Source organism: Marinobacter manganoxydans MnI7-9, assembly GCF_000235625.1.
GTDB lineage: Bacteria > Pseudomonadota > Gammaproteobacteria > Pseudomonadales > Oleiphilaceae > Marinobacter > Marinobacter manganoxydans.
Genome location: NZ_AGTR01000055.1, coordinates 24,327 through 48,919, shown reverse-complemented (window position 1 = coordinate 48,919; position 24,593 = coordinate 24,327). Strand labels below are relative to the sequence as shown.

Here is a 24,593-nt window from a genome sequence, read left to right as displayed (position 1 = left end):
GTTATCACGGGTGTCCCCTTCCTCGATTGGGCTGCAAGACGTATCTGGTTCAGGGATTCACCTGCTGAACCTGAATATACCGCTGACTCCGCCGGGTTCTGTCCTCGACCCGCCCGACCAGTTGCCCACAGGCGGCGTCAATGTCATCGCCCCGCGTGGTTCTGATGGTGGTGATGTAGCCAGCTTCGTTAAGAACGTTCTGGAACCGCCGCGTGGCATTCATACTCGGTCTCCGGAAATCGCTCTCCGGAAACGGATTGAAGGGAATCAGGTTGATCTTGCACGGAAGATCCCGCAACAGCACCGCCAGTTCCCGGGCGTGCTCGGGCTGATCGTTCATCCCCTCGATAACGGTGTACTCGATTGTAGCCTTACGCTTGTCTGGCAAACGGGCGAAATACCGCTTGGTGGCCGCAAGCAGCTCTGAGATCGGGTACTTTTTATTCAACGGAACCAGTTTGTTACGCAGTTCATCATTCGGGGCATGCAGGGAAATGGCCAGTGAAACATCGGTAACTTCCGACAGGCGATCCAGCGCGGGCACCACGCCAGAGGTACTGAGGGTCACCCGGCGCTTGGAGATCCCGTACGCCAGATCCTCCATCATGAGGTTCATGGCGTCCACGACATTATCAAAATTGAGCAGGGGCTCGCCCATGCCCATCATGACCACGTTGGTAATCGGCCGATCGGGGCCCGGCTCAAAAGGCATGAAGGCCTTGCGCGCAACCCACACCTGACCAATGACTTCCGCCGCAGTCAGATTACGGTTAAAGCCCCGCTTGCCGGTGGAGCAGAAGGTGCAGTCCAGGCTGCAACCAATCTGTGAGGAAACGCAGAGTGTGCCGCGTTCGCCATCGGGAATCAGTACCGTCTCCACGCTGTTGCCGTTGTCCATGCGCATCACCCATTTGCGGGTGCCGTCTTTGGAGGTTTCGTCGTACACCACCTCAGGACCACGAATCTCGGCAACCTGCTTCAGCTTTTCCCGAAGCGCCTTGCTCATATTGGTCATTTGATCGAAGTCATCGGCGCCACGCTGATGGATCCACTGCAAAACCTGAGTGGCACGAAAACGCTTCTCTCCCAGGGACTCGAAGAAGGCCTCGAGCTTTGCTTTTGGCATTCCCAGGAGATTGGTTTTTTCAGCGGCCGCTGTCATTTCATAACCTCGATCAGATAATCAATTCGGAGGCGACCGGATGATCGCCCCCGATCAACGCAATCAACCCCTCGGGCAGATCTCGTTGTCATTGAAGAAGTAAGCGATTTCGCGCTCGGCAGAAGCCGCGGAATCAGAGCCGTGAACGGCGTTTGCGTCGATGGACGATGCGAAATCAGCGCGGATAGTGCCCGCCTCGGCTTCTTTCGGGTTGGTCGCGCCCATCAGGTCACGGTTTTTAAGGATCGCGCCTTCACCTTCCAGAACCTGCACAACCACCGGACCGGAGGTCATGAATGCAACCAGGTCGTTAAAGAACGGACGCTCTTTGTGCTCTGCGTAAAAGCCTTCTGCCTGCTCCTGGGTGAGGTGCATCATCTTGGCAGCAACGATGTTCAGCCCAGCTTTCTCGAAGCGGCTGTAAATTTCGCCGATCACGTTCTTTGCTACCGCGTCGGGCTTGATAATCGAGAGCGTGCGCTCAGTTGCCATGGTATTTCTCCAGTTTGTGGATGGTTAAAATTCTGGCCTGCGATTATACGCAGTCCGGGGCAAACTTCCTACCGCACTGCGCGGAGGCGACTAACAACATCAACTATTTGCGCGCTGGCAAACGCCACTTCCTCGTTCGTGGTGTAGCGGCCGATGGAAAAGCGCAGCGCACGATGGGCCTGCTGTTCACTCAACCCGATGCCACGAAGCACATATGAGGGCTCTACCGTGGCTGAAGCGCAGGCCGAACCGGAGGATACCGCCAGATCCCGAAGGCCGAGCATGAGGGACTCCGCATCGACGCCTTCAAAGGAAAGATTCATTATGCCCGGGACGCGCCGGGATTCACTGCCGTTGAGAGTGACACCCTCGAGAGGCCGGAGCCCCGAAAGAAACGCCTCCCGCAGGGCTTCCAGCTTCTCCACTTCCTGTTCAAGCGCGGACTGGGCGATCTCGAACGCCTTTCCCATTCCGACAATCTGATGGGTGGGGAGCGTTCCGGAGCGCATTCCTCGCTCATGGCCACCACCATGAATCTGCGCCTCAATACGAACATCTGGCGACCGCCTGACGTACAGGGCGCCGACGCCCTTCGGGCCATAAACCTTGTGGCCGGAAAGCGCCAGCAGATCCACCGGCATGGAGCCAACATCAATTGCCATCTTGCCGGCGGCCTGGGCGGCGTCTACGTGAAAAAGAATGCCTCTCTGGCGCAATTCGGCACCAATGGCGGCAATATCATTGATTGTTCCAAGCTCGTTGTTCACCAACATCAGGCTGACGAGCACGGTATTTTCCTTGAGCGCGTCCAACACCTGATCAAAACCGATGGTTCCGTCGGCTGCCGGCTCCAGCCAGGTGACTTCAGTACCCTGATGCTCCAGCCACTTGCAGGTATCAACAACCGCTTTGTGCTCGATCCTGGAGGTAACGATATGAGCGCCCTGCCGGCCGGCAACCGCCCCTTTGATGGCGAGGTTGTCTGATTCCGTTGCCCCCGAGGTCCAGACAATCTCCCGCGGATCAGCGTGAACGAGACTGGCGACCTTCTTGCGTGCAGCTTCCACTGCGGCTTCTGCCTGCCAACCATAGGCGTGGGTGCGGGATGCCGGATTACCGAATACACCATCCAGCGTGAGGTATTTCATCATTTCATCAGCAACGGCTGGATCAACGGGCGTGGTGGCCGCGTAGTCCATATAAACGGGCTTTTTCATGGATTCCGGAAACTTGTTGGTGTCAGGCCGGCGCCTGATCGGACAGGCGTTCGGTATTGATGGTTTCAGAGCCACTGTCGGACTGGCGGCGATTTTGCCGGTCCGCAACCTGGCGAATTTCATGCTTCCTCATCAGATCTCCGAGACTGATCTCGCTGAGAAACTGATGAATCTGATCACTGAGATCAGACCAGAGGTGGTGAGTCAGACATTTCTCGCCATTCTGGCAATCGCCTTTGTTGCCGCACCGGGTGGTATCCAGCGATTCGCTGACGGCATCAACAACTTCGGCAATGTAGAGATCAGCCGCAGGACGACTGAGCCTGTATCCACCACCGGGACCGCGAATACTGACAACCAGTTTCTGGCGGCGGAGACGGGAGAAAAGCTGCTCCAGGTAGGACAGTGAGATTTCCTGACGCGCCGATATATCGGCCAGACTCACCGGCCCCTGGTCTCCATGCAGAGCCAGATCCAGCATTGCCGTAACGGCATAGCGGCCTTTGGTGGTCAACTTCATAGCGTCAGCCCCATGGCGGGATTGAATCTCAAAAATGCAGAACAGAGTATGAATTGACCAACCATTTCAGTCAAGTATTCAGCGCCGCACCTCTTCGTCGTCTCGCACGCAATCGAAATCCTCCTCGTGGAGCGGTGGCAGTTCGCCATTCTGGTATTCACTGTTCACCTTGCGCAACGCCTTGCACATATTCTCTATGCGGTCATCCACGGCATGCATGTGATCAAGCAACGAGCGCATGGCCCGTGCGACGGGGTCCGGCATTTCTTCTGTAACGCCGTATGCATCGAAGCCCATTCGCTCTTCCATCTCCTTGCGGCGGGCATCGTCTTCGCCCTGGCGTTTGACAATAACGCGGCCAGGGATACCTACAACGGTTGCTCCCTCTGGCACTGCCTTGGTAACCACCGAGTTTGAACCAATCTTGGCACCCTCGCCTACTTCAAAGGGACCGAGAATCTTCGCTCCGGCACCAACCACCACACTGTTTCCGATCGTGGGATGTCGCTTGCCCTTGTTCCAGCTGGTTCCGCCAAGGGTTACGCCCTGGTAAAGCGTAACGTCATCGCCGATCACCGTGGTCTCGCCAACCACGACACCCATGCCATGATCAATGAAGAATCGGCGGCCAATCGTTGCCCCCGGGTGAATCTCAATCCCGGTCAGCCAACGAGCGATCGTGGAAATGGTCCGGGCCAGCCACTTCAGACCAAGGTTCCACAACCAATGGGAAAATCGATGAAAAAGCAGAGCATGCAAACCCGGGTAATTGGTAAGAACTTCAAAGGTGTTCCTGGCCGCAGGATCCCGGTGGAACACGCTGTTAATGTCTTCCCGCAAACGCTCAAACATGGCCATTGTCCTGTTTCGTCGCCGCAGTGCCGGCCTCGGTTGATTTGCTCTTATTCTGTGTGCCTGCCGCCTTTTGTACGGCAGTGAGAATTCCGCGGAGAATATTGATTTCCATCTGGTCCAGTCTGGCTCGCTGGAACAACCGCCGCAAGCGTGTCATCAACTGCCTGGGGTTCTCCCGTCGATGGAAGTCGACATCAGTCAGCACCTGCTCCAGATGCCCGAAAAACCCTTCCACATCCTGCACTTTGGCAGGCGGCACGTCCCAGCCCTCATCACCCGGTTTCGTCATCGATTTTAGATATGGGCTCCCTTCACCGCCTTCAAGGCTGCGCAGATAATACATTCGCAATTCATAGCACATGACCTGTACCGCCATGGCAAGATTAAGAGAGCTGTAATCGGGGTTAGACGGGATATGAATGTGGTAATGGCAACGCTGCAGCTCATCATTGCTGAGACCGTGGTTCTCTCGTCCGAACACCAGGGCAACCGGGCCACCCTCTGCGTGGCTGGCGGCAGCGGCCGCGGCTTCCGGCGGCGCACAAACAGGCCAGGGCACCTTTCTTCCCCTCGCGCTGGTACCCATAACCAGCACACAATCGGCCAGGGCTTCATCCAGCGAGGAAACCACCCGGGCACTGTCCAGCACATCTGAGGCACCCGCAGCTCTGGCGTACGACGCCTCATCCGGGAAGGACGACGGATTGACCAGCCAGAGATTACCCAGCCCCATGTTTTTCATGGCGCGAGCAACAGCACCGATGTTGCCCGAATGGGAGGTCTCAACCAGAATGATCCGGATCTGATCCTTAAATGTCTCCGTCCCTTCCTGTGGAAGTGCGCTTTTGTGCATGTTAAGCAGGCCCAAGGTTATTAATCAGGGCGGCAATGATAGCAGAAAGCACCGCCATCCTGCCCCTCCGGAGAACCCGTAACCTCTGGTTATCCGTGCTATTGCTGAGTCAAAAAACATACAAGCGGGGTGATCTTTTGCTATCATACCCGGCCTTCACACACCCGGATAATGAACACTCAGATGCAACCAGCTATTAAAATGGCCCTGCGCGTCGCGCGTCAGGGGTCCGATTATCTGAAAGCCCATTTCGAGCGCCAGGAACCCACCGGCAAGGACGACTCTGAACGCCGTCGTCAACTGGAGCGGGTTGAGCAATCTATATACGGTAATTTTGCTGAACAGCTTGAAAAGGCCTACAAGGACCACAGCATCGCGCCTCTGAACGAAGCGAATGCCGGAACCAGCGAGAAAAGCTGGCATATTTTCCCTGTTCTGGGCCGTGAGAATTTCCTGCGGGGCATTCCCGAGTTCGCCCTGGCCCTGTCCCAGAAGAAGAATAACCGCACTGAAAACCTGCTCCTGGTGAACCCTGTCACGGGCGAAGAGTACTCCGCCAGCCGTGGCCATGGTGCTGCCCTGAACAGTCGCCGGGTTCGCGCTTCTGAAATCAAACTGCCAGAGAAAGCAGCCATCGCCACCAACCTGCTGGACCAGGCCCGCAAGAGCGAAGACCCTATGCTCTGGGGCGAAATGGCCGCTGTACTGGCGCGGGATTCCGGCATGTTCCGCACATCCGGCTGCGTGGTTCTGGACATTGCACGGGTTTCTGCGGGACTGATGGACGCGGCGATCATTTTCCGCCCGGAAGCGTCCGATCTGGATCTTGGCGTGACACTCGCCATGGAATCCGGCGCACTGACCGGTGACTTCTCCGGCAACCCGTCTACCGGTAACGCCCGCCAACTGGTCGTGGCGAATCCGAAACTGTTCCGCGAAGTCCTGAAAGTACTGCATCCGTTCCGGGGCCGCCTGCCTCGCTGAGGTTTCCGGTTCTTACGGACACAAAAAAACCGCCAGCATTCTGTGGCGGTTTTTTTGTGTCCGTAATTGGCCAGAAGTACCGTTACATCCGGTTCAGCCACTCCGGTGGCTCCTCTTGCTCTTCGGCATCTTCCGCCCCCTCTTTCGGCGGCACGATCAGATCATCACGGGACACACCCATAACCATCAGAAGATTGGCAGACACGTAGATCGATGAGTAGGTACCGACAATGACACCAATGATCAAAGCCAGGGCGAAGTTATTGATCGCCTCACCACCCAGAAAGTACAGCGCCAACAGCACGATCAACGTAGTACCGGAAGTGTTGATTGTTCGGGCAATGGTCTGGTGAATCGACTCGTTGATAATGTCCCAGGGCTCACCCACGCGCATCTTGCGGAAATTCTCCCGGATCCGATCCGCAACAACGATGGTGTCGTTCAACGAGTAGCCGATAACTGCGAGCAGGGCCGCCAGTACGGTTAGATCGAAGGTCCACTGAAACAGGGCGAAAACACCCAGAACGATAATCACATCGTGAGCCAGAGGCACCACCGAGGCAATACCAAACTTGAACTGGAAGCGCATACCCACGTAGATCAGCACGACCGCCAGGGCAATCAGCAATCCAAGGCCGCTGTCTTCCTTGAGCTCCTCACCAACCTGTGAACCAACGAACTCGGAACTTACCAGCTCAAGCTCTGCGCCACCCTCTTTCAGGGTTCGGGTTACCTCGGGTGCCAGCTGATCATTATCAGCCTCGGCCATCCGCACCAGCACTGTAGTATCGGCCCCGAAGTTCTGGACCGAAAACTGCTCATAGCCGGCAGCATTAAGCCTGGAGCGGATATCATCAAGCTGCGGCGCCTCCGCATACTCAAATTCAACGGAGGTACCGCCAGTGAAATCCATGCCCAGATTCAGGCCGCGAATGGCCAGCAGGGCAATGGACACAATGATGAGCGAGATGGAGATTACGGAAGCAATTTTCCGCAGCCCCATGAAATCAAACGGTTGCTTCTGATCTTCAGACATTGGCGAGCTTTCCTCCGATCGACAGCTTCTCGACCCTGCGGCCGCCGTAAACAAGGTTAACGATGCTGCGGCTGACCATCAGGCCAGAGAACATCGAGGTCAAGATCCCGATGCACAGTGTCACCGCAAACCCTTTCACCGGGCCGGAACCCATCGCGAAAAGAATAACGGCAACCAGCAAGGTGGTGATATTGGCGTCAAAGATGGATACAAAGGCCCGGGAATAGCCGGAATTGATCGCCGTCTGCGGCGGCGCACCGGATTTCAGCTCTTCCTTTATCCTCTCGAAGATAAGCACGTTGGCATCCACCGCCATACCCACGGTCAGAACGATACCGGCAATACCCGGCAAGGTCAGTGTCGCCGACAGGATCGACATGCACGCTACCAGAAGCATCAGGTTCAGGGTCAGGGCAATGTTCGCGACCACACCGAATCCACGGTAGTAGACGAGCATATAAATAAGCACCAGACCGAAACCGAGAGCAACAGACATCATGCCGGCATCAATGTTTTTCTGACCAAGGCTCGGGCCGATGGTCCGCTCCTGAACAAAGTACATTGGCGCCGCCAGCGCTCCGGCACGCAGCAGCAACGCCAGTTCCGCGGCCTCCGGGATGGAATCAAGCCCGGTAATCCGGAAGCTGCTACCCAGGGCGGATTGCACGGTGGCCAGGCTGATGATGCCCTTCTCCACAACGCGGTTTTCCACTTCCTGAGGCTCACCATCAACCATGCGGGTTTCGGTTTCGGTGCGGTACTCAATGAACAGCACCGCCATCCTGCGGCCAATGGCATTGCGGGTGGCGCGGTTCATCAGGTCACCCCCCACAGAATCCATGGTGATATTGACCTGGGGCTGGCCGTTTTCATCAAAGGCCTGCTGAGCATTGGCCACATTATTACCGGTCGCAATCACCTCCTGCTCAAGGCGGGCGGTGCGTTGGGGCTGATCCCTGAAACCGAACTCCTCGGTTTCGCTGCTCGGCGCGTCCTGACGTGCCTCCATGCGGAACTCAAGGTTCGCGGTGGCACCAAGGACACGCTTGGCCTGTGCAGTGTCCTGTACACCGGGCAGCTCAACAATAATACGGTCAGCGCCCTGCTGCTGAACCAGTGGCTCGGCAACGCCCAGCTCATTCACCCGGTTGCGGATGGTTGTAAGGTTCTGTTCCAGGGCGTAATCCTGAATCGCCGTGACCTCCGCCTCAGACAGGGTCAGGACAAGGAGGAACTCATCGCCCTCGGTCTGTTCATCCAGCAGGAATTCGTTGTACTGGTCGCGCACCATATTGAAAGCTTCGGTGCGGGATTCCTCGTCCCGGAAGCTGAGAACGATCTCCCGGCTGTCCTGCACATCTCCGCCACGGTAACGGATCCGCTCTTCCCGTAGCTCCCGCTTGATCTGGCCTGACATGGCCTCCAGCCGCTGGCTAACGGCCGTTTCCATGTCGACTTCGAGCAGGAAGTGGACACCGCCGCGAAGGTCCAGACCCAACTTCATGGGGCCGGCACCCAGGCTTCTCAGCCAGTCCGGCGTGGAGGCAGCCATATTCAGAGCAACCAGGTATTCATTGCCAAGTGCGGCCTGCACCAGCGGACGAGCCTGCAACTGGTCTTCAGAGGTGGTGAGACGGATCAGTGCATCCCGATCCTGAAGAGTACTGCTTTTCACCTCGATACCCTGGCGTTCCAGAACATCAACAGCCCTGTCGAGCACACCGGCATTCACCTCGGTGCTGCTACGGGCGCCAGTGATCTGGATGGCGTAATCGTCGGGGAAGAGGTTGGGCAAAGCGTAGATAAACCCGATCACGAGCGCGACCAGGATAACCAGGTTTTTCCAAAGCGGATACTTGTTCAGCATGGGATCCCTTGTAGCCGGCCTGGTGGCCGGCCTTGGTGTTTCAGCCAGGAAGATTCAGACCGGCCACCAGGGATGGCCGGCTAAATGGCCCCGCTCAGATGTCCTTGAGCGTGCCCTTCGGCAGAGCCGCAGCAACGGCTACTTTCTGGACCTTGATCTCTACGTTGTCGGCAACTTCCACAACGATGAAATCGTCGGTTACCTTGGTGATCTTGCCGGCAACACCACCGGAGGTCACAACTTCGTCACCCTTGTTCAGGCCGGACATCAGGGCTTTGTGCTCTTTCGCACGCTTGGACTGCGGGCGCCAGATCAGGAAATAGAAAATCAGGATGAAGCCTGCAAAAAAGATCACCTGACCCATAACACCCATTCCCTGAGCACCCGGATCCTGTGCCATGGCCAGAGCAGGCATCAGAGCCAAAAGGCCGGCAACGAGCATTTTAATAGATTTCATTGAATATCTCCGTTGGTTTAGCGAATAGATCAAACATTGCCCAGGGGCGGAACGGTCTCTCCGCGCAGGGCATAGAAGTCGGTTACAAAGTCCGACAATGTACCTGCTTCAATGGCCCCACGCAATCCAGCCATCAGGTTCTGATAGAACCGGAGGTTGTGAATGGTATTCAGTTGTGAGCCAAGCATTTCTCCACATTTATCCAGATGATGCAGATAACTTCTCGAAAAGTTCTTGCAGGTGTAACAGTCGCAACGCTCATCCAGCGGCGAGGTATCATGGCGGTGCCGTGCATTGCGGATCTTTACAATCCCGGTTGAGGTGAACAGGTAACCATTCCTGGCATTTCGGGTCGGCATCACGCAGTCAAACATGTCCACTCCACGCCGGACGGCCTCAACAATATCTTCCGGGCGCCCAACGCCCATCAGGTACCGCGGCTTGTCCTCCGGCATCTTCGGTGGCAAATGATCCAGAATCCGGATCATATCTTCCTTGGGTTCGCCAACGGAAAGACCACCAATGGCATAGCCATCGAAGCCAATATCCGTGAGCCCCTCCAGGGAGTAGTCCCGCAGGTTCTCGTACATACCACCCTGGACAATGCCAAATAATGCCGCGGGATTACCCTCGTGGGCATCCTTGCTCCGTTGCGCCCAACGCAGGGACAACTCCATGGAGTCCTTTGCCTGGCGCTCGGTAGCAGGGTAAGGGGTGCACTCGTCAAAAATCATGACAATGTCCGAGCCCAGATCCCGTTGCACCTGAATAGCAATCTCCGGAGACAGCTCCACCGGAGAGCCGTCTACCGGTGAGCGGAAGGTAACCCCGTCTTCGGTGATCTTGCGCATCTCGCCCAGACTGAACACCTGGAAGCCGCCAGAATCGGTCAGGATGGGCCCCTGCCACTGAGTAAAATCATGAAGGTCACCATGAGCCTTGACCACTTCGGTACCCGGCCGCAGCATCAGGTGAAAGGTGTTCCCGAGGATGATCTCTGCCCCGATTTCATGGATATCGCGGGGCAGCATACCCTTCACCGTGCCGTAGGTGCCGACAGGCATGAATGCAGGGGTTTCAACGGTGCCCCGTGGAAACGTCAGGCGGCCACGACGGGCACGCCCATCCTCTCCCAGTTTTTCGAACGACATGAAACAGGTTTGTGTCACAAGGCCTCCCCGGCATTATCGGTACCGGCTTCATTGGATTCCACGGCTGAACCCAGCAACATGCCACGGCTGGGTTCCTGCCCGGTAATAAACATGGCGTCGCCGTAACTGAAAAAGCGGTAGCGTTCCTTTACCGCTTCCCGGTAGGCCGCCATCACATTGTCATAGCCGGCGAACGCACTGACCAGCATGATCAGAGTGGATTCCGGCAAATGGAAGTTCGTAATCAGGGCATCGACGGTCTGGAAGCGATACCCCGGGTAAATAAAGATATCGGTCTCACCAGTGAACGGCCGCAACCGACCGCCCCGACTGGCAGACTCAAGGGAGCGAACTGACGTGGTGCCTACCGCAACCACGCGCCCTCCCCTTGCGCGGGTCCGCTCGATCGCGTCAACGGCGTCCTGGGGGACATTCACCACCTCGCTGTGCATGGTGTGATCTTCGATTTTGTCCACCCGAACCGGCTGAAAGGTCCCGGCACCCACGTGCAACGTCACAAACGTGCTTTCAATTCCACAGGCGGCCAGTTTTTCAAGCAGACTCTCATCGAAATGCAGCCCCGCCGTCGGTGCAGCAACGGCGCCGGCCTCCCGGGCATAAACGGTCTGGTAACGTTCCCGATCAGTGGATTCGTCCGGTCGATCAACGTAAGGCGGCAGTGGCATATGGCCAATGCGCTCCAGCACGTCGAGCACTGGTTCCTCAGCTTCACACACCAGATGAAACAGCGCTTCTTCCCGGCCCGACATACGCATGCAGGTACCGTCCTCCAGAATAATCTTCTGGCCATCCTTCAAAGCCTTGGAGGCACGAACATGGGCGATGATTTCATGCTCTCCAGTCACCCGCTCAACCAGCACTTCAACCTGGCCACCGGTTTCCTTTTTGCCAAAAAGCCGCGCCGGTATCACCCGTGTGTCGTTGAACACTAACAGGTCGCCGGGCTGAAGCAGGTCAGGAAGTTCACTGAAAATCCGGTGATTGAGCTTTCCGGAGAGACCATCAAGACAAAGTAGCCGGGACGCGCTGCGATCTTTGAGCGGATAGCGGGCGATCAATTCGTCCGGCAGGTCAAAATGAAAATCGGAGACATTCATGGAATGGACTGTTAACGACGCCGAAGGAAAGAAGATGGTAGCGGCGGGCGGACTCGAACCGCCACGGGTTTTACCCCAACGGATTTTGAATCCGTCGTGTCTACCAATTTCACCACGCCGCCATCGGAGAGTGGTGGGGATTATACTGAGCTTAATCGCGAAAGCAATAAGCCAGCGGACACAACTGCCCGCTGGCTCGGATATTTACAATCTGTCGAACAACGACAGTTGCGAAACCTGCGCAAACGACTGCTGAGCCGCCTGCAGCACGAAGCTCTGGAAACTCAGGTTACTGATCGCTTCTGCGTAGTCCACATCCTGTAATTGGGACCGGATTTCATTGGTATACACCGAAGAATCCTCAAGGAAAGTCTTGGTCGATTCCACCGCGTTCATCCGGCCACCCAACTCGGTCTGTTTAAGGATGATGCTCTCCTGGGCGTTGTCCAGGTTGATCAGGGAATTGGCGATCAGGTCATCGTATTCGGTCTGCCCGCCCGGGCTGCTCTTGTCGATGTTGTTGAGGCCGGCAATCAGGTTTTCGATGGTGCCGAACACGGATTGTTTTTCGTTGATCTTGAGTGTGTAACTATCGACATCAGGAGGCGTTGGCAAGGGCCCAGTAATTGTCGCTTCCACACCAGCAACTTCGAACGGCTCGCCACTGACATAAGTATCGGGAGTTACATCCAAAGACGGATTGCTGCTGCTTGAAGCCGTTATCGCTCCGCTGTCATCTACCTGGATGGTTATATCATCCGGGAAAGTCTCGGGGAAAGCGGCCTTTAAGTCAGCTTCATTGACCAACGAAACGCCCGAAATGGACGAACCTGACGTGACCGATGTATTTTCACCGGTTATGGCGGCAGGAACTCTTACAAAGATGTCCTTGCCATTGTCGCTTATGGGAACGGTAACGCCGTCATCAATCTCGAGGACGCGCTGGCCCTCGTCGCCCTGGTATACCCAGCTACCCGAAGGGTCCTTTTCAAAAGCCTTCACCGAGCCCTGGAATCCGCTGAAAATGTACTCTCCCGACGCATCACGGGTATTGGCAATATTCGCCAGCTGACCCAGGCGCTCCTCCAGCTCGGACGAAATCGACCGCCGATCGTTGGCCGACAGCGATCCGTTACCGGCCTGAACGGTCAACTCGCGGATCCGTTGAATCACATCAGTTGAGCTTTCCAGCGCACTCTCTTCCTGCTTCAGCCGGTTATCTGCCAGGTCGACATTACGCTGGTAGGTTTCAACCCGAGAAAGCTCCTGATCCAGTTTCAGAATCCTCGCCGCAGCAACCGGATCGTCGGAGGGTTTGTTTACTCTCTGGCCAGTCGAGATCTGTTGCTGGGTGTTATTCAGGCTGGTATTCAGCTCCTGAAGCCGATTGATACCGCCCGAAAAAATCTGCTGTGATGAAATTCTGATCATGTCACATCACCTCAACCGTTACCGGAAACTCTGTAACAGGGTATTGAACAGGTCCTGAGCAACCGACATCACCTGAGCCGAGGCATTGTATGCGGCCTGATACTGGATCAGGCGGCCGGCTTCCTCATCCAGGTTGACACCGGAGACCGATTCCCGCTGATTCGTAGACTGCTCAAGCAACGTTTTTCCTGCATCGACATCCAACTGGCTTTGACGGGTTTTCACACCAATATCCTCTACCAGGCCCGCATAGCCTTCTGCAAAACTCTGGCTGCCACCATTGAGAGTATTGGCGGTTCCTAAAGAAGCCATTAATTCGGCATTTCTGTTATCTGAAACACCATTCGCGTTAAATACAACACTGAAGCTATCCCCAACTGCCGGCTTTCCGCTCATTTCGAACTGATAACCTTGGTAGGCATCACCTGCTAGAGGATCTGAGCTTAAGAAGGTTTTGATTTCCCGTGGGTCATAGGCTCCAGACTCCAATAGATTGGCGTCGGGGTCTCCGGGAGAAGTGGGCCTATTATCCCTGATTTCATACGCGAAGGTACCCGCAGTTGAATCGTAGCTTGTAAAGCTGAGCACCACGGGACCGTTCGAAAGACGGCCACTGGATTCAAAACCGGGAAGCAGCACATTCGTATTCGGGTTTCGGACATCCAGCATAGTGCCCTGACTGATCTTTCCTGTGCCGATGTTTTCGTCACCGGTTACAACACGAATGGGACTAGCAAATGCCAAGTCCTCCTCTCTCCTCACCTCCAGACCGAGGCTTGCTGCCGCATTTCGTGAAGGCTGTATCAGATATTTATCGCCGGCATTGAAAGTGCCGCCTTCAACCCGGATGTTGAAACCGGGCATGCCAATTTCAGACTGAACCGGATCTGGGAGACGTCCCTGGTTGACCGTTTTTCCGCTGGCCTGATCGATTAGCTCAAAACTTCGCCCGTCCCCGATAAATTGCAAAGTCCAACGGCCTGCTGGAAGTAAAGAGCTATCGGTTATTTCAACCGCCAACCGGCCAGTCGTGGAAGTTGAGTTACTGCCATTAGGGACAACTCGGCTGCTTTGAGCCTCTCTTGAATTTATGTCGGTGAAAAAAGTCCCACCAAGATCACCCTCCAGATCCATCCCGATTTCATGTTGATGATTCATGGTGTCGGAGAGCGCAATGGCAATTCTGCCAAGCTCATCGAAAGCCGGCTTCAGGCCTTCGGTATCAAAACGCAAAAGACCGCCCAGCTTGCCGCCGGTAATCTGCTCATCAATATTGAGAGTTCGACCACCGTTATTCAGGGTGAATTCAAGACGGGTCGGATCTTCGGCGTTTTCCCGAGTACCAAGGGTCGACGCATTGCTGCCTACCACCAGGGAAAGGCCGTTCGACAGTGACACGTTGACCTGGCTGCCGTCGGTGGGAGTTACCTTGATACTGACCAGTTCAGAAAGCTGACGCAGTTTCTCATCCCGCTTGTCCAGCAGATCGTTGGGCATTTGCCCCTGTGCAATGCCGGGTGATTCAGAAATCGCCAGATTCAGTTCTGCAATGCTCTTGAGCAGGGTATTGGCGTCCTTCACACCCTGCTGCATCTGGGTCTTGATGGATTCCCGCTGCTGAATGAATTCCTGGTTAAGGGCCTGGAACCGGTTAACAACCTGTTGCGCCTCGCTCAGAACCAGTTGGCGCTGTGGCAGAGACGTCGGATCCTCGGCTGCGTTCTGAAGGCTGGCAAAAAAGTTGTTCAAGGCATTGCTCAGGCCCGTGTTTTCGCCCCCCAGAAGGTTATCAAGCCTCGAAAGTTCGGAGTTGAGGGCTTGCTGCTCGCCATACAGGGTGCTGTCTTCACGAACCTGCTGAACCAGGTATTCATTGGCCAGGCGGCGAATGTCCGCAACGCTTACGCCGCTACCAATGGTGCCGGCGCCAGTGCGCTGACCTTCCTGGGTTTCAAACAGCACTTCCTGGCGACTGTAACCAGGCGTATTGGCGTTGGTTATATTGTTGCCTGTGGTATTCAGCGCAGCCTGTTGACTGAGGATGCCGGTCAGACCAATGCCTATCAGCCCTGCCATAAGGTTTACTCCTTCATCCCGTCACTGCCCATGGACAGTGTCATCAGTGAGTCACGGTTCATGATCTGGCGGATCTTGCTGCCGTAGTTGGGGTCGGTGGCGTAGCCGGCTTCCTGGAGTTTCTCTGCAAAGACTTCAGGCTTGTCTGCTACTGACAGCACTTCCCGGTATCGGGGATTGGATTCCAGGAACGAGATATAATCACGGAAGCTGGATTCGTAATCCCGGTAGGCCCGGAAGCTGGCCTGCTCTTTCATTGGCAGCCCTTCCCGGTATTCCGTGGTGGTGATGGATACCGCATCCCCCTGCCAGCGGCTATCCGCCTTGATACCGAACAGGTTAAAACTGGGCTCACCCTGCTCCCCGCGGATCATGTGCCGGCCCCAGCCGGTTTCCAGGGCGGCCTGGGCCACCATGAGTTTCGGATCAATGCCCGAATCGCGGGCAATCCGCTCGGCCACCGGCAGCAACTCGGTGACGAAGTGCTCCGGAGAATCAAACTGGTGCGGTAAATCCTGCGGGGTCGCGGTCACTGCCAAAGGCGCTTCCTCTGCCACAGAAGTCACCTTCTGCACCTGCTCCGGTAATTGGGTATTGAGAGCGGGCAGGCTTCGATCATAATCTGCAAGGCTCGCCTTGTGGCCAACAAGTCTGCCGCCTTCGTTATTCATGCCCGGAATCTGTTTGCCGAGTTGACGTACCAGTGCATCTGCGAGACCACTGCCCTTGCCACCGGCCATGGTCAGACTCATCTGGCTATCGAACATATCCCGGTAAAGCTCGGACTGATTACTCTTCAGGTAGTTGCCCTCGGAGAAGACGTCGCCGGCCTTGCGCATGGACTTCAACATTTCAGACAGGAACAGGCTCTCGAACTGGCGCGCCACCTCACGCAGAGCTGACTCTTTGTCAGTGCGAGCCTGGGCCTTCAACGCATTGAGACCGTTGAAGTCGGTGTAAACCTGGGCCTGTTGAACCTTGTAGTCCTGCATCATGCCACCTAGATAACAATCAGCTCGGCGCGCAGTGCACCGGCCTGTTTCAGGGCTTCGAGTACCGCCATTACGTCGCCCGGAGCCGCGCCCACCTGGTTTACGGCCTGCACGATCTCGTTCAACGTGACGGCGGGGCCGAACTTGAACATCCGCGCCGGCTCCTCGGTAATGGCAATCTGGGAATCCTGCTCAATAGCGGTGTCGCCACCGGCGAACGGATTCGGTTGCTCCACATTGGGGTTTTCCTGAATGGTCACCGTCAGGTTGCCGTGGGTGACTGCCGCCGGACTGACCTGAACATTCTGGCCAACCACAATGGTGCCGGTACGGCTGTTGATCACCACTTTCGCGGCATCCTCGGCCGGATCCACCTCAATGTTTTCAAGGATCGACAGGAAGCTGACCCGCTGGGACGGATCCCTTGGCGCACGCACAGAAATCGACGTGGCATCGTGGGCATAGGCCATATCGGGGCCCAGCCGGTCGTTTACCGCTTCCACCACCCGACGTGCCGTTGTGAAATCTGGGCGCAGAAGGTGGAAGGTAATGGTGTCGCCCTGACTAAAAGGCGAGACCACTTCCCGCTCGATAGTGGCACCGTTGGGAATCCGGCCGACGCTCGGTACGTTCACGGTAATTCTGGAGCCATCCTGCCCCTGGGCACCAAAACCGCCAACCACCAGACTGCCCTGAGCCATGGCGTAGACGTTGTTGTCAGCGCCCTTCAGCGGGGTCATCAGCAGGGTACCGCCGCGCAGGCTGTCGGCGTTGCCGATGGAGGAAACCGTGATATCAATCTCCTGCCCGGCCTTGGCAAACGGTGGCAATGTGGCACTCACGGTTACGGCGGCGACGTTGGTGAGTTTCGGGTTCACGCCTTCAGACAGAGTGATACCGAACTGGTTCATCATGTTCCGGAAGGTCTGATTGGTGAACGGTGCCTTGTCGCCGGTCCCGTCAAGGCCAACCACCAGTCCGTAGCCCACCAGCTGGTTGTTCCTTACCCCTTTGATGCGGGACAGGTCCTTCAGCCGGTCCGCCATCACCGGTGCCGCAACCGCCGCCAGAACAAGTACCCAGGCAAGAAAACGCCGCATGCTCATAGCGGCCACCACTCACTGTTAAAGAAGCGGGCAAGCCAGCCCATCTGGTTTGCCTGGTCGAAATCACCGGTACCGCCATAGGCAATACGCGCATCAGCAATACGGTTTGAGGCAACAGCGTTGTCCGGCTGGATATCCCGGGGGCGAACCAGCCCGGTCAGGCGGATGTACTCGTCGCCATTGGTCAGTGACAGCCATTTCTCACCCCGGATCCGCAGCACGCCGTTGGGCAGCACCTCTGTGACCGTGACGGTGATGCTGCCAGCAAGACTGTTGCTCTGATCAGCCTCAGCCGTGCCTTCAAAATCGCGCTCGTTGTTCAGTGAGGTGCCGATCCCGAAGTTGTTCTTACCCAGAATGTTCGGCTCCGGCAGCGTGATTTCGTTGTCCTTGGTGATGCTGGTTTCGGCATTCTTGCTGGCACGGGTGGATTCCTGGAGATTCACTGTCAGTACATCACCCACATTGAGCGCGATGGTATCCCCGTAAAAGTTATAGTTTCGGGAAACCTGGTAAATCGAACCAGACGCCCTGTCTCTCTGTGTCATGGCCTCAGGGCGTACCGGTGCAAACTCAGGATCATCCGGCATCGCCCGGGGCCGGCTCATGGCCGTGCAACCCTGTAGCAGGATCAGTACCACCAAGGTCGCCAGGGTACTGGCGCCCCGGGTTATCCGGCTGGATGTCATCGGATTCATGACGTCACCTCTGGCGGCGTTAGCCAATGTTGTTGGTAATGAACTGGAGCATCTGGTCCGTCGTGGAGACCACTTTCGAGTTCATTTCGTAGGCGCGCTGGGTGGTAATCATGTTCACCAGTTCTTCCACCACTTCAACGTTGGAAGCCTCCACGGAACCCTGTTCGATGGTGCCAAGCCCGAGCAGACCCGCCTCCCCCTCAACGGGGTTGCCACTGGCAATGGTTTCCTTGAACAGGTTGTTTCCGATGGCCTGCAGGCCCTGGGGATTGATGAAATCCACCAGGGTGATCTGGCCAAGGTTTACCGGCGCCGCCTGGTCATCCGTTACCGCCGTTACCGTGCCGTCCTTGCCAATGGTGATATTGGTGGCGTTATCGGGAATATTGATGGCCGGCTCCAGGGGGTACCCGTCCGGATTCACCACATCGCCGTTGGAGTTCAACTGGAACTGACCGTCCCGAGTGTAGGCAATCTGGCCATCCGGCTGCAGAATCTGCAGAAAACCCCGGCCATTGATGGCCATGTCCAGCGGTTGCTCGGTAATCTGGAGATTGCCCTGGGAGAACTGCTTGACCGTGCCCACAACCCGGACACCCGTACCCAACTGCAAGCCGGAAGGCAGTTCTGAGTTCTGGTTGGTGAGGCCACCGGGTTGTCGGTTGATCTGGTACAGGAGGTCCTGGAAGACCGCCTTGTCCCGTTTGAAGCCGGTGGTGTTGACGTTGGCCAGGTTGTTGGAAATGGTGGACATGTTGGTGTCCTGCGCGCTCAAGCCGGTCTTGCTGACCCAAAGTGCTGGATTCATGCTGCTTACTCCATACCGGGGGGGGCAATCAGGCGGCCAGTTTTTGCCGCTTCAGGCCCGCCAGGCCAATGTGTTCGGTCGTTACTTAAAGGTTCTGCAACAGCCGTGCCGTTGCTTCGGAATTCTCGTTGGCGGTGGTCATTACCTTCACCTGCATTTCGTATTGCCGGGAAAGCTGCAGATTGGAAATCATCTCTTCCACCGCATTCACGTTGGAGCTCTCAAGAAAACCCGAGACCACTCTGAGATTTGCATCCGGGGGCTCAGGGCCATCGATTGCCTGGTCCGGTTTGCGGCGCATATGCCCGTCTAGCCCCTTCTCCAGAGCTTCCGGTGGCGGGTTGACCAGCTTCAGACGATCCACCTCAACCAGCTGATTCGGCGGGCCGCCAACAGGAACAACAGAAATCGTGCCGTCAGCGCCGATTTGCACGTTGTCGAAAGGCGGCAGCGCAACCGGTCCACCATTGCCAAGAACAAGTTCACCATTGGCCAGGCGCACCAGACCATTCACATCAACCTGAAGACTGCCGCTGCGGGTAAACACCTCTTCGCCCTGATCGTTCTGGATGGAAAGCCACCCTTCACCTTCAACCGCCACATCCAGTTTGCGGCCGGTGTCCATCAGGGCGCCTGCGGAAAGGTCCGTGCCGGGTCGCTCTGTCATGGCATAGGCCCGGGTGGGATGGTGTTCCCCGAAGACAGGCATGCTACGGGCCTGGGCGAAGTCCTTCTTGAAGCCGGTGGTGCTGACATTCGCCAGGTTGTTGGCATGGGCTTGCTGGGCCAGCATGTTCTGCTTGGCGCCAGACATACCGATGTAGAGGGCTTTGTCCATGGGAAAACTCCTGCCGGAATTTTGACTGTTTCCAGTCTTCTAGCAGGAGTCATGCCATGTTCGCTAGCTCGCGAACTTAACGGAGGTTGATGATGGTCTGGGTGACCGCATCGGAGGTTTCAATGGTCTTGGCATTGGCCTGATAGTTCCGCTGGGCGATGATCAGGTTGACCAGTTCCGCAGACAAATCCACGTTTGATTCTTCTACTGAGCTGGCCTTAATGGAACCAAGGGTTCCAGTATCCGGTGCGCCGATAATCGGCTGGCCGGATTCGAAGGTTTCAACCCAGGAAGTATCACCCACCGGCGACAGTCCGTTGGTATTATTGAACGAGGCTAATGCGACCTGCCCTAGCGCCTGGGACTGACCGTTGGTATATCGGGCGAACAGCACCCCCTCATCAGAGACATCCAGCCCGGACAAACGCCCCGTGGTATAACCGTTCTGCTGTTGATCATTGACACCGAACTCAGCCCCGTATTGAGTAGTCCCACCAAGGTTAACAACGAAAGCCGACGTTGTGGGCGGCTCTGGAATCGGCGTAACCACCTCCTCACCCTCAGCTGGAGGGCCATCAGCGCCGTTCGGCTCGCCATTGCTGTCTTTTGGTACCCAGTCATCAATTAGAATTTCACCGTTTGGGTCTCCGTTTATGGACTGTAAGGCCCCATCCTGATCGAAGCGCGCGGTGAATGGTGAAACATCAGTTCCCCCAACCAGCTCGCCATCAATCTGGGCGTAGACAGACCATTCACTGACGCCGACACCGTCACCCGGCGATGGATTTTTCACGAAGAACTGCGTCAGTTCATGGGAATTACCCAAACTGTCGTAGATGGTAGTTGAGGTTGCGTGGTTGTAGGTGCGCTGATCAAGTGGATTAAACGCGTTTGTGATTGACAACTCGCCCGCGTCATAGGCAATTGCAAAGACACTGGTTGATGAGGGATCATTTGGATCTGTCGGGGTTATATCTCGAACACTTCTGTCAACGAAAACATCAAGATCCCCAATCTTATCGTAGGACGATGGATTTGGACCAGTGCCATAGCTGACGGTTAAATTAGAACCGCGATTATCTGTGATTCTAATGTCCTGAATTGGATCGCCGGCTGAATCTACACCATCAACTAGGAAGGCTGAAATTGAACTGGCATTTGACGAATTAATTGCATCAACTAACCCCTGCTTAGTAGTTGAGCCCGATGTCGAGAAAACATTTTGACCATCCACATCCAGCTCAAAGACAAAGTTTGCATCACCAAGCGCTGACTCCAGATCCGCAATTCCATCTGGATCGATTCCATCGTCATTGCCATCATTCTCAAAAAGAAAACTTGTAGTCGCAGAGGATGATACACCGTCAATTGCATTTAGCTGATTCGCAACTTCCCTGGCCGTAACAGGTCGAGAAGTTCCATCCTCATTCGTCACTTCTTCGGGGACGACCACCCGTTGGCTTGGTCGCCCATCGGCATAAGAAATAACAAACTCATCGCCGGCAAAACCATCTATCGAGACCTCATCGAGCTGAGTCACCCTGGACTCCAGCACCGGCTCCCGCGAGTCCAGGTTTAAATCAGAGTCCAGATTTGTTGTTCGGCGTGGCGCCAAGTTGTCAGTTTCAATCTGCAGATCGCCCCGAATGCCAGAGAGATTGCCATCTTCATCCGCGGTATATCCCTGAACCCGCATATTCTCGTTATTGGTAACGAACCCTCCCTTATCAATACCAAACTGCCCTGCTCGGGAGTAACGAATCTCACCGCCGTTATTCAGGATAAAGAAACCATCACCGGCAATCGCCATATCCAGACCGTTGTCAGTGAAGCTGATATTGCCCTGACCGAACGACTGTTTTACATCCTGGACCCGGACACCGTCGCCGATCGGGTTGGTGCCTGCGCTCAGGAAACCGCTGGCGTATAGATCGCCAAACTGGGCCTTGCTGCCCTTGAAACCAACGGTACTGGCGTTGGCAATGTTGTTGCCGGTGACGTCCAGATCCACCGATGCCGCGCGAAGGCCACTCAAACCCGTATTAAATCCCATGGTTCACCCCTTGGTGTTTCACCGGTATCAGTTAATTTGTTTTACATCAGACAGGGCGATGGAGCCCATGCCTGCAAGATTCAGGGTAATGGAGCCACCCTGGCCCAGGGACACGCTGTCAACATTGGCACTTACCATCGTACCCAACTGCTGCGGCCCATCCGGGTAGGAAGCCTCGGCCACAATCCGGTAGGCGCCCGGCGGCAAGGGATTGCCGTTGCCGTCCTGGCCATCCCAGCGGAACGAGGTCACCCCTGCCGGACTACTACCCATGTCGATCTGGCGAACCCGCTCACCATTCTGACCCTGAATCGAAAGCCGAAGGCCACCGGTCGATGCCGGCACTTCAACGGTGCCGCTGATCTCACCGTCCGCACCCAGAACCCCGATCTGGGAAGGGGCAAGCACGGTTTTGCCGACCATGGCAGAGGCCTGCAGCGCCTGGCTGGAACGGAACTGACCCACCACATCCTCAACCGTACCGGAAAGGTTCTGCATTTCCTCCAGTGAGCTGAACTGGGCCAGTTGGGAGATGAATTCACCGTTGTCCTGGGGTTCCAGCGGGTTCTGGTTCTTCAGCTGTGCCAGCATCAGTTCCATGAACTCGTTCCGACCCAACTCGCTGGTGCCCTGGCCGCCATTCTGTTGCTTCAGCTGGTACTGGCTCAGAACATCCGACGCGTCTGTTGCATTTACTGCAGTCATGTTGTGCTCCTCACCCTGTTACTGCTGACCGAGAGTCAGAATGCGCTGCATCATGGACTTGGCTGTGTTCATGACATCCACATTCATCTGGAAACTTCTGGACGACGACATCATGTCCGCCATCTCTTCAACCACATTCACATTGGGGTAGTAGACGTAGCCGTCCTCGTTGGCCGCCGGGTGATGGGGCTCGTAGCGCATCTGCAGCTCCGCATCGCTTTCAACGATACCTTCAACCCTGACACCGGCGCCCGGGCCCTCATCGGCCGCCATCGGCAAACCGCCCTGCCCCGGATTCATCAGCGACTGCTGAATGGCCGAGAAAACCGGCTTCCTGGCCCGATAGGTTTCGCCGGTGCTGGAACTGGCGGTCTCGGCGTTGGCGATATTCGAAGCGGTTGTATTCAGCCGCAGTGATTGCGCGGTCATGCCGGAACCGGCGATATCAAAAATGCTGCCCAGTGACATGAAAACTCTCCTTCGCTAACCCTGTGACTGCGGCTTACTCGCCTTTAATGGCTTTGGTCAAACCGCTGAACTTACTATTCAGAAACTGGAAACTGGCCTGGAAATCCATGGCGTTGCGCATAAAGCGAGTCTGCTCCTGCTGGGCATCCACGGTATTACCGTCAACCGACGGCTGATGAGGTACCCGATACATCAAATCGCTTTCCGAGGCTGACACTGAGGTATCCATGTGCGCGTCATGGGTTTTATCCATCTGGAATCCGCTGACCTGCTCCTGGGCCTTCTGCATCATTGCCTGGAAATCCAGGTCGCGCGCTTTGAAGCCCGGGGTATCGGCGTTCGCCAGGTTGTTTGCCAAAACTTCGGCACGTTTAACCCGCGCTTCAACCGCGTGTTGGTGAATGCCCAGAGCCGAATCGAACGTAATCGCCATGTTGCCTCCCGAAAACTGCACCAGTATGCCGACCTGCTTTTGCCGGCTGTGCTCTTTGACAGGACTAAAGCAAGCTGGATGCCAGAATTCGGGTGAGGTCTAATTTTGTCAGAAAATCCAGTATTGGCAGGCCCTGGCCGGCGGTTAATTAATGGTCAGGGCAAAGCAAGGAAGGAACGGTCAGGAAAAAGCGGCAAGCTGCTTCCCCCGGGAGTGGGCCGGGGGACTTTCAGGTAGAATATCAGGGCCAGTGGCGCACAAATTCCTCCACCGCCGGCCTTGGAACGGAAGGCTTTGCCGCGGAAACGGTGCCAGTGTAGAGAAAGCCGACGATCTGCTCATGCTCTTCGAGCCCCAGGCCCGCGTGCACTGAAGCGTGGTAAGCGACAGAGCCGGTTCTCCACATAACGCCGTAACCCGCATCCTGCAGCGCAAGTTCAACGAAGCTCATGCCGGCAGCCGCCGACATCAACTGCTCAATTTCAGGCACTTTGGGATGGGTTTTCGGCGACGCGATTCCCACAATCACCATTGGCGCTCTGAGCGGTGCGCGCCTGAGCTTCTCGATTTCTTTTTCGTCACTGTTATTGGCACAGGTAGACGCAAACAGTTCACCCAGAGCCTCCAGCCCTTCGCCTTCCACAACAAGGTAACGCCAGGGTCTCAGCAGGGCGTGATCAGGCGCGCGGGCGGCACAGGCGAAAGCCCGATCAAGGGTTTCCCGGTCCGGCGCGGGCGACTCCAGCCTCGGCTCCGAGGAACGGTTCAGGAGGAAATCGGTAACTGCTGTCATATCTGCTCGCTGTATGATGGCTGTAGTGATGACTTTGAGATTGTCGGTACGAACGCAATTCCCGACCGTGAATTGTGGCTTGTACGTAATACTGTTAACCTTTAGTCGTAGTCGGGTCTGCCAACAACAATAAATGACGCGGTCGTACAACGGTGAGTGGCAACACAATGAGCAACCAGCAAACCTTCAACAATTTCTCTGAATTCTATCCTTTCTACCTTGAAGAACACAGCGATGTAACCTGTCGCCGTCTGCACTTTGCGGGCAGCCTTCTCGTTCTGCTCGTTGCTGCCTGGGCACTGGTCTCCGGCAAGTTGTTGTGGCTGTTGGCCCTGCCTGTAATCGGCTACGGCTTTGCCTGGATCGGCCATTTCAAGTTTGAGAAAAACCGGCCAGCCACCTTTAAATACCCACTTTACAGCCTGATGGGCGACTGGGTCATGTTCCGCGACATGCTGATTGGCAGGATCCGTTTCTGAG

At 56.1% G+C, this 24,593-nt stretch carries 25 protein-coding genes and 1 tRNA gene; 2 read left to right on the top strand and 24 right to left on the bottom strand.

What is annotated here, in order from left to right; genetic code table 11:
- Positions 1-49 precede the first annotated feature (49 nt).
- The 6 genes from rlmN to trmJ all read right to left on the bottom strand — a co-directional run bounded on the left by rlmN (position 50) and on the right by trmJ (position 5,099).
- Positions 50-1,162, bottom strand: a complete 1,113-nt coding sequence (gene rlmN, locus KYE_RS13540; RefSeq protein WP_008174327.1) for a 23S rRNA (adenine(2503)-C(2))-methyltransferase RlmN — start codon at positions 1,160-1,162, stop codon at positions 50-52.
- A 63-nt stretch (positions 1,163-1,225) separates the two neighbouring features.
- Positions 1,226-1,654 (bottom strand): nucleoside-diphosphate kinase, encoded by a 429-nt coding sequence (gene ndk / locus KYE_RS13535; protein WP_008174325.1) that lies wholly within the window; start codon positions 1,652-1,654, stop codon positions 1,226-1,228.
- Positions 1,655-1,722: 68 nt separating this feature from the next.
- Positions 1,723-2,871: an IscS subfamily cysteine desulfurase gene (locus KYE_RS13530; RefSeq protein ID WP_008174323.1), complete on the bottom strand. Its 1,149-nt coding sequence runs from the start codon at positions 2,869-2,871 to the stop codon at positions 1,723-1,725.
- A gap of 22 nt (positions 2,872-2,893) precedes the next feature.
- On the bottom strand, positions 2,894-3,391 hold the full coding sequence (iscR, locus tag KYE_RS13525; protein ID WP_008174321.1) for a Fe-S cluster assembly transcriptional regulator IscR: 498 nt from the start codon (positions 3,389-3,391) through the stop codon (positions 2,894-2,896).
- A 78-nt stretch (positions 3,392-3,469) separates the two neighbouring features.
- The gene (gene cysE / locus KYE_RS13520) at positions 3,470-4,243 is read right to left on the bottom strand and encodes a serine O-acetyltransferase (protein ID WP_008174319.1); all 774 of its coding nucleotides are present in this window, start codon (positions 4,241-4,243) and stop codon (positions 3,470-3,472) included.
- Entirely contained in the window at positions 4,236-5,099 is an 864-nt protein-coding gene (gene trmJ / locus KYE_RS13515) for a tRNA (cytosine(32)/uridine(32)-2'-O)-methyltransferase TrmJ (RefSeq protein WP_008174317.1), read from the bottom strand. The genes cysE and trmJ overlap by 8 nt, the downstream gene beginning before the upstream one ends.
- 183 nt (positions 5,100-5,282) lie before the next feature.
- Between trmJ and KYE_RS13510 the strand changes: the two genes are divergently transcribed.
- Positions 5,283-6,083 carry an inositol monophosphatase family protein gene (locus tag KYE_RS13510; protein ID WP_008174315.1) on the top strand — a complete coding sequence of 267 codons (801 nt, stop codon included), beginning with the start codon at positions 5,283-5,285 and terminating at the stop codon, positions 6,081-6,083.
- 82 nt (positions 6,084-6,165) lie between these two features.
- Here the strand turns inward: KYE_RS13510 and secF are convergent, their stop codons facing one another.
- From secF to KYE_RS13420, 18 genes are all read right to left on the bottom strand, one after another.
- A complete protein-coding gene (secF, locus tag KYE_RS13505; RefSeq protein ID WP_008174313.1) occupies positions 6,166-7,119 on the bottom strand; it encodes a protein translocase subunit SecF in 954 nt (317 codons plus the stop codon).
- Positions 7,112-8,986 (bottom strand): protein translocase subunit SecD, encoded by a 1,875-nt coding sequence (gene secD / locus KYE_RS13500; RefSeq protein ID WP_008174311.1) that lies wholly within the window; start codon positions 8,984-8,986, stop codon positions 7,112-7,114. The genes secF and secD overlap by 8 nt, the downstream gene beginning before the upstream one ends.
- Before the next feature lie 94 nt (positions 8,987-9,080).
- Positions 9,081-9,386, bottom strand: a complete 306-nt coding sequence (gene yajC, locus KYE_RS13495) for a preprotein translocase subunit YajC (RefSeq protein WP_228739403.1) — start codon at positions 9,384-9,386, stop codon at positions 9,081-9,083.
- Positions 9,387-9,472: 86 nt separating this feature from the next.
- A complete protein-coding gene (tgt, locus tag KYE_RS13490; protein WP_008174308.1) occupies positions 9,473-10,594 on the bottom strand; it encodes a tRNA guanosine(34) transglycosylase Tgt in 1,122 nt (373 codons plus the stop codon).
- Positions 10,595-10,608: 14 nt separating this feature from the next.
- On the bottom strand, positions 10,609-11,712 hold the full coding sequence (gene queA, locus KYE_RS13485; RefSeq protein ID WP_008174307.1) for a tRNA preQ1(34) S-adenosylmethionine ribosyltransferase-isomerase QueA: 1,104 nt from the start codon (positions 11,710-11,712) through the stop codon (positions 10,609-10,611).
- 35 nt (positions 11,713-11,747) lie between these two features.
- Positions 11,748-11,834, bottom strand: a tRNA-Leu gene (locus KYE_RS13480).
- An 82-nt stretch (positions 11,835-11,916) separates the two neighbouring features.
- Positions 11,917-13,143, bottom strand: a complete 1,227-nt coding sequence (gene flgL, locus KYE_RS13475) for a flagellar hook-associated protein FlgL (protein ID WP_008174305.1) — start codon at positions 13,141-13,143, stop codon at positions 11,917-11,919.
- Between the two features lie 18 nt (positions 13,144-13,161).
- Positions 13,162-15,219: a flagellar hook-associated protein FlgK gene (flgK, locus tag KYE_RS13470; protein WP_008174303.1), complete on the bottom strand. Its 2,058-nt coding sequence runs from the start codon at positions 15,217-15,219 to the stop codon at positions 13,162-13,164.
- Positions 15,220-15,224: 5 nt separating this feature from the next.
- Complete coding sequence (gene flgJ / locus KYE_RS13465; RefSeq protein ID WP_039882046.1) at positions 15,225-16,211, bottom strand: flagellar assembly peptidoglycan hydrolase FlgJ; 987 nt, start codon at positions 16,209-16,211, stop codon at positions 15,225-15,227.
- A gap of 8 nt (positions 16,212-16,219) precedes the next feature.
- Positions 16,220-17,317 (bottom strand): flagellar basal body P-ring protein FlgI, encoded by a 1,098-nt coding sequence (locus tag KYE_RS13460; protein ID WP_008174300.1) that lies wholly within the window; start codon positions 17,315-17,317, stop codon positions 16,220-16,222.
- Positions 17,314-18,015, bottom strand: a complete 702-nt coding sequence (gene flgH / locus KYE_RS13455; protein ID WP_008174297.1) for a flagellar basal body L-ring protein FlgH — start codon at positions 18,013-18,015, stop codon at positions 17,314-17,316. Before flgH ends, KYE_RS13460 begins: the two co-directional genes overlap by 4 nt.
- A gap of 19 nt (positions 18,016-18,034) precedes the next feature.
- Entirely contained in the window at positions 18,035-18,823 is a 789-nt protein-coding gene (gene flgG, locus KYE_RS13450) for a flagellar basal-body rod protein FlgG (RefSeq protein WP_008174295.1), read from the bottom strand.
- Positions 18,824-18,908: 85 nt separating this feature from the next.
- Positions 18,909-19,661, bottom strand: coding sequence for a flagellar basal body rod protein FlgF (locus KYE_RS13445; RefSeq protein WP_008174293.1), 753 nt, complete (start codon positions 19,659-19,661; stop codon positions 18,909-18,911).
- A gap of 76 nt (positions 19,662-19,737) precedes the next feature.
- A complete protein-coding gene (locus KYE_RS13440) occupies positions 19,738-21,714 on the bottom strand; it encodes a flagellar hook protein FlgE (protein ID WP_008174291.1) in 1,977 nt (658 codons plus the stop codon).
- Between the two features lie 27 nt (positions 21,715-21,741).
- Complete coding sequence (locus KYE_RS13435; protein ID WP_008174289.1) at positions 21,742-22,419, bottom strand: flagellar hook assembly protein FlgD; 678 nt, start codon at positions 22,417-22,419, stop codon at positions 21,742-21,744.
- A gap of 18 nt (positions 22,420-22,437) precedes the next feature.
- Positions 22,438-22,887: a flagellar basal body rod protein FlgC gene (gene flgC / locus KYE_RS13430; protein WP_008174287.1), complete on the bottom strand. Its 450-nt coding sequence runs from the start codon at positions 22,885-22,887 to the stop codon at positions 22,438-22,440.
- 34 nt (positions 22,888-22,921) lie between these two features.
- Entirely contained in the window at positions 22,922-23,320 is a 399-nt protein-coding gene (flgB, locus tag KYE_RS13425; protein WP_008174285.1) for a flagellar basal body rod protein FlgB, read from the bottom strand.
- Positions 23,321-23,561: 241 nt separating this feature from the next.
- Entirely contained in the window at positions 23,562-24,113 is a 552-nt protein-coding gene (locus tag KYE_RS13420; RefSeq protein ID WP_008174284.1) for a nitroreductase family protein, read from the bottom strand.
- 167 nt (positions 24,114-24,280) lie between these two features.
- On the opposite strand from KYE_RS13420, the gene KYE_RS13415 reads away from it, so the two are divergent.
- Positions 24,281-24,592 (top strand): Mpo1-like protein, encoded by a 312-nt coding sequence (locus KYE_RS13415; protein WP_008174283.1) that lies wholly within the window; start codon positions 24,281-24,283, stop codon positions 24,590-24,592.
- Position 24,593 lies beyond the last annotated feature (1 nt).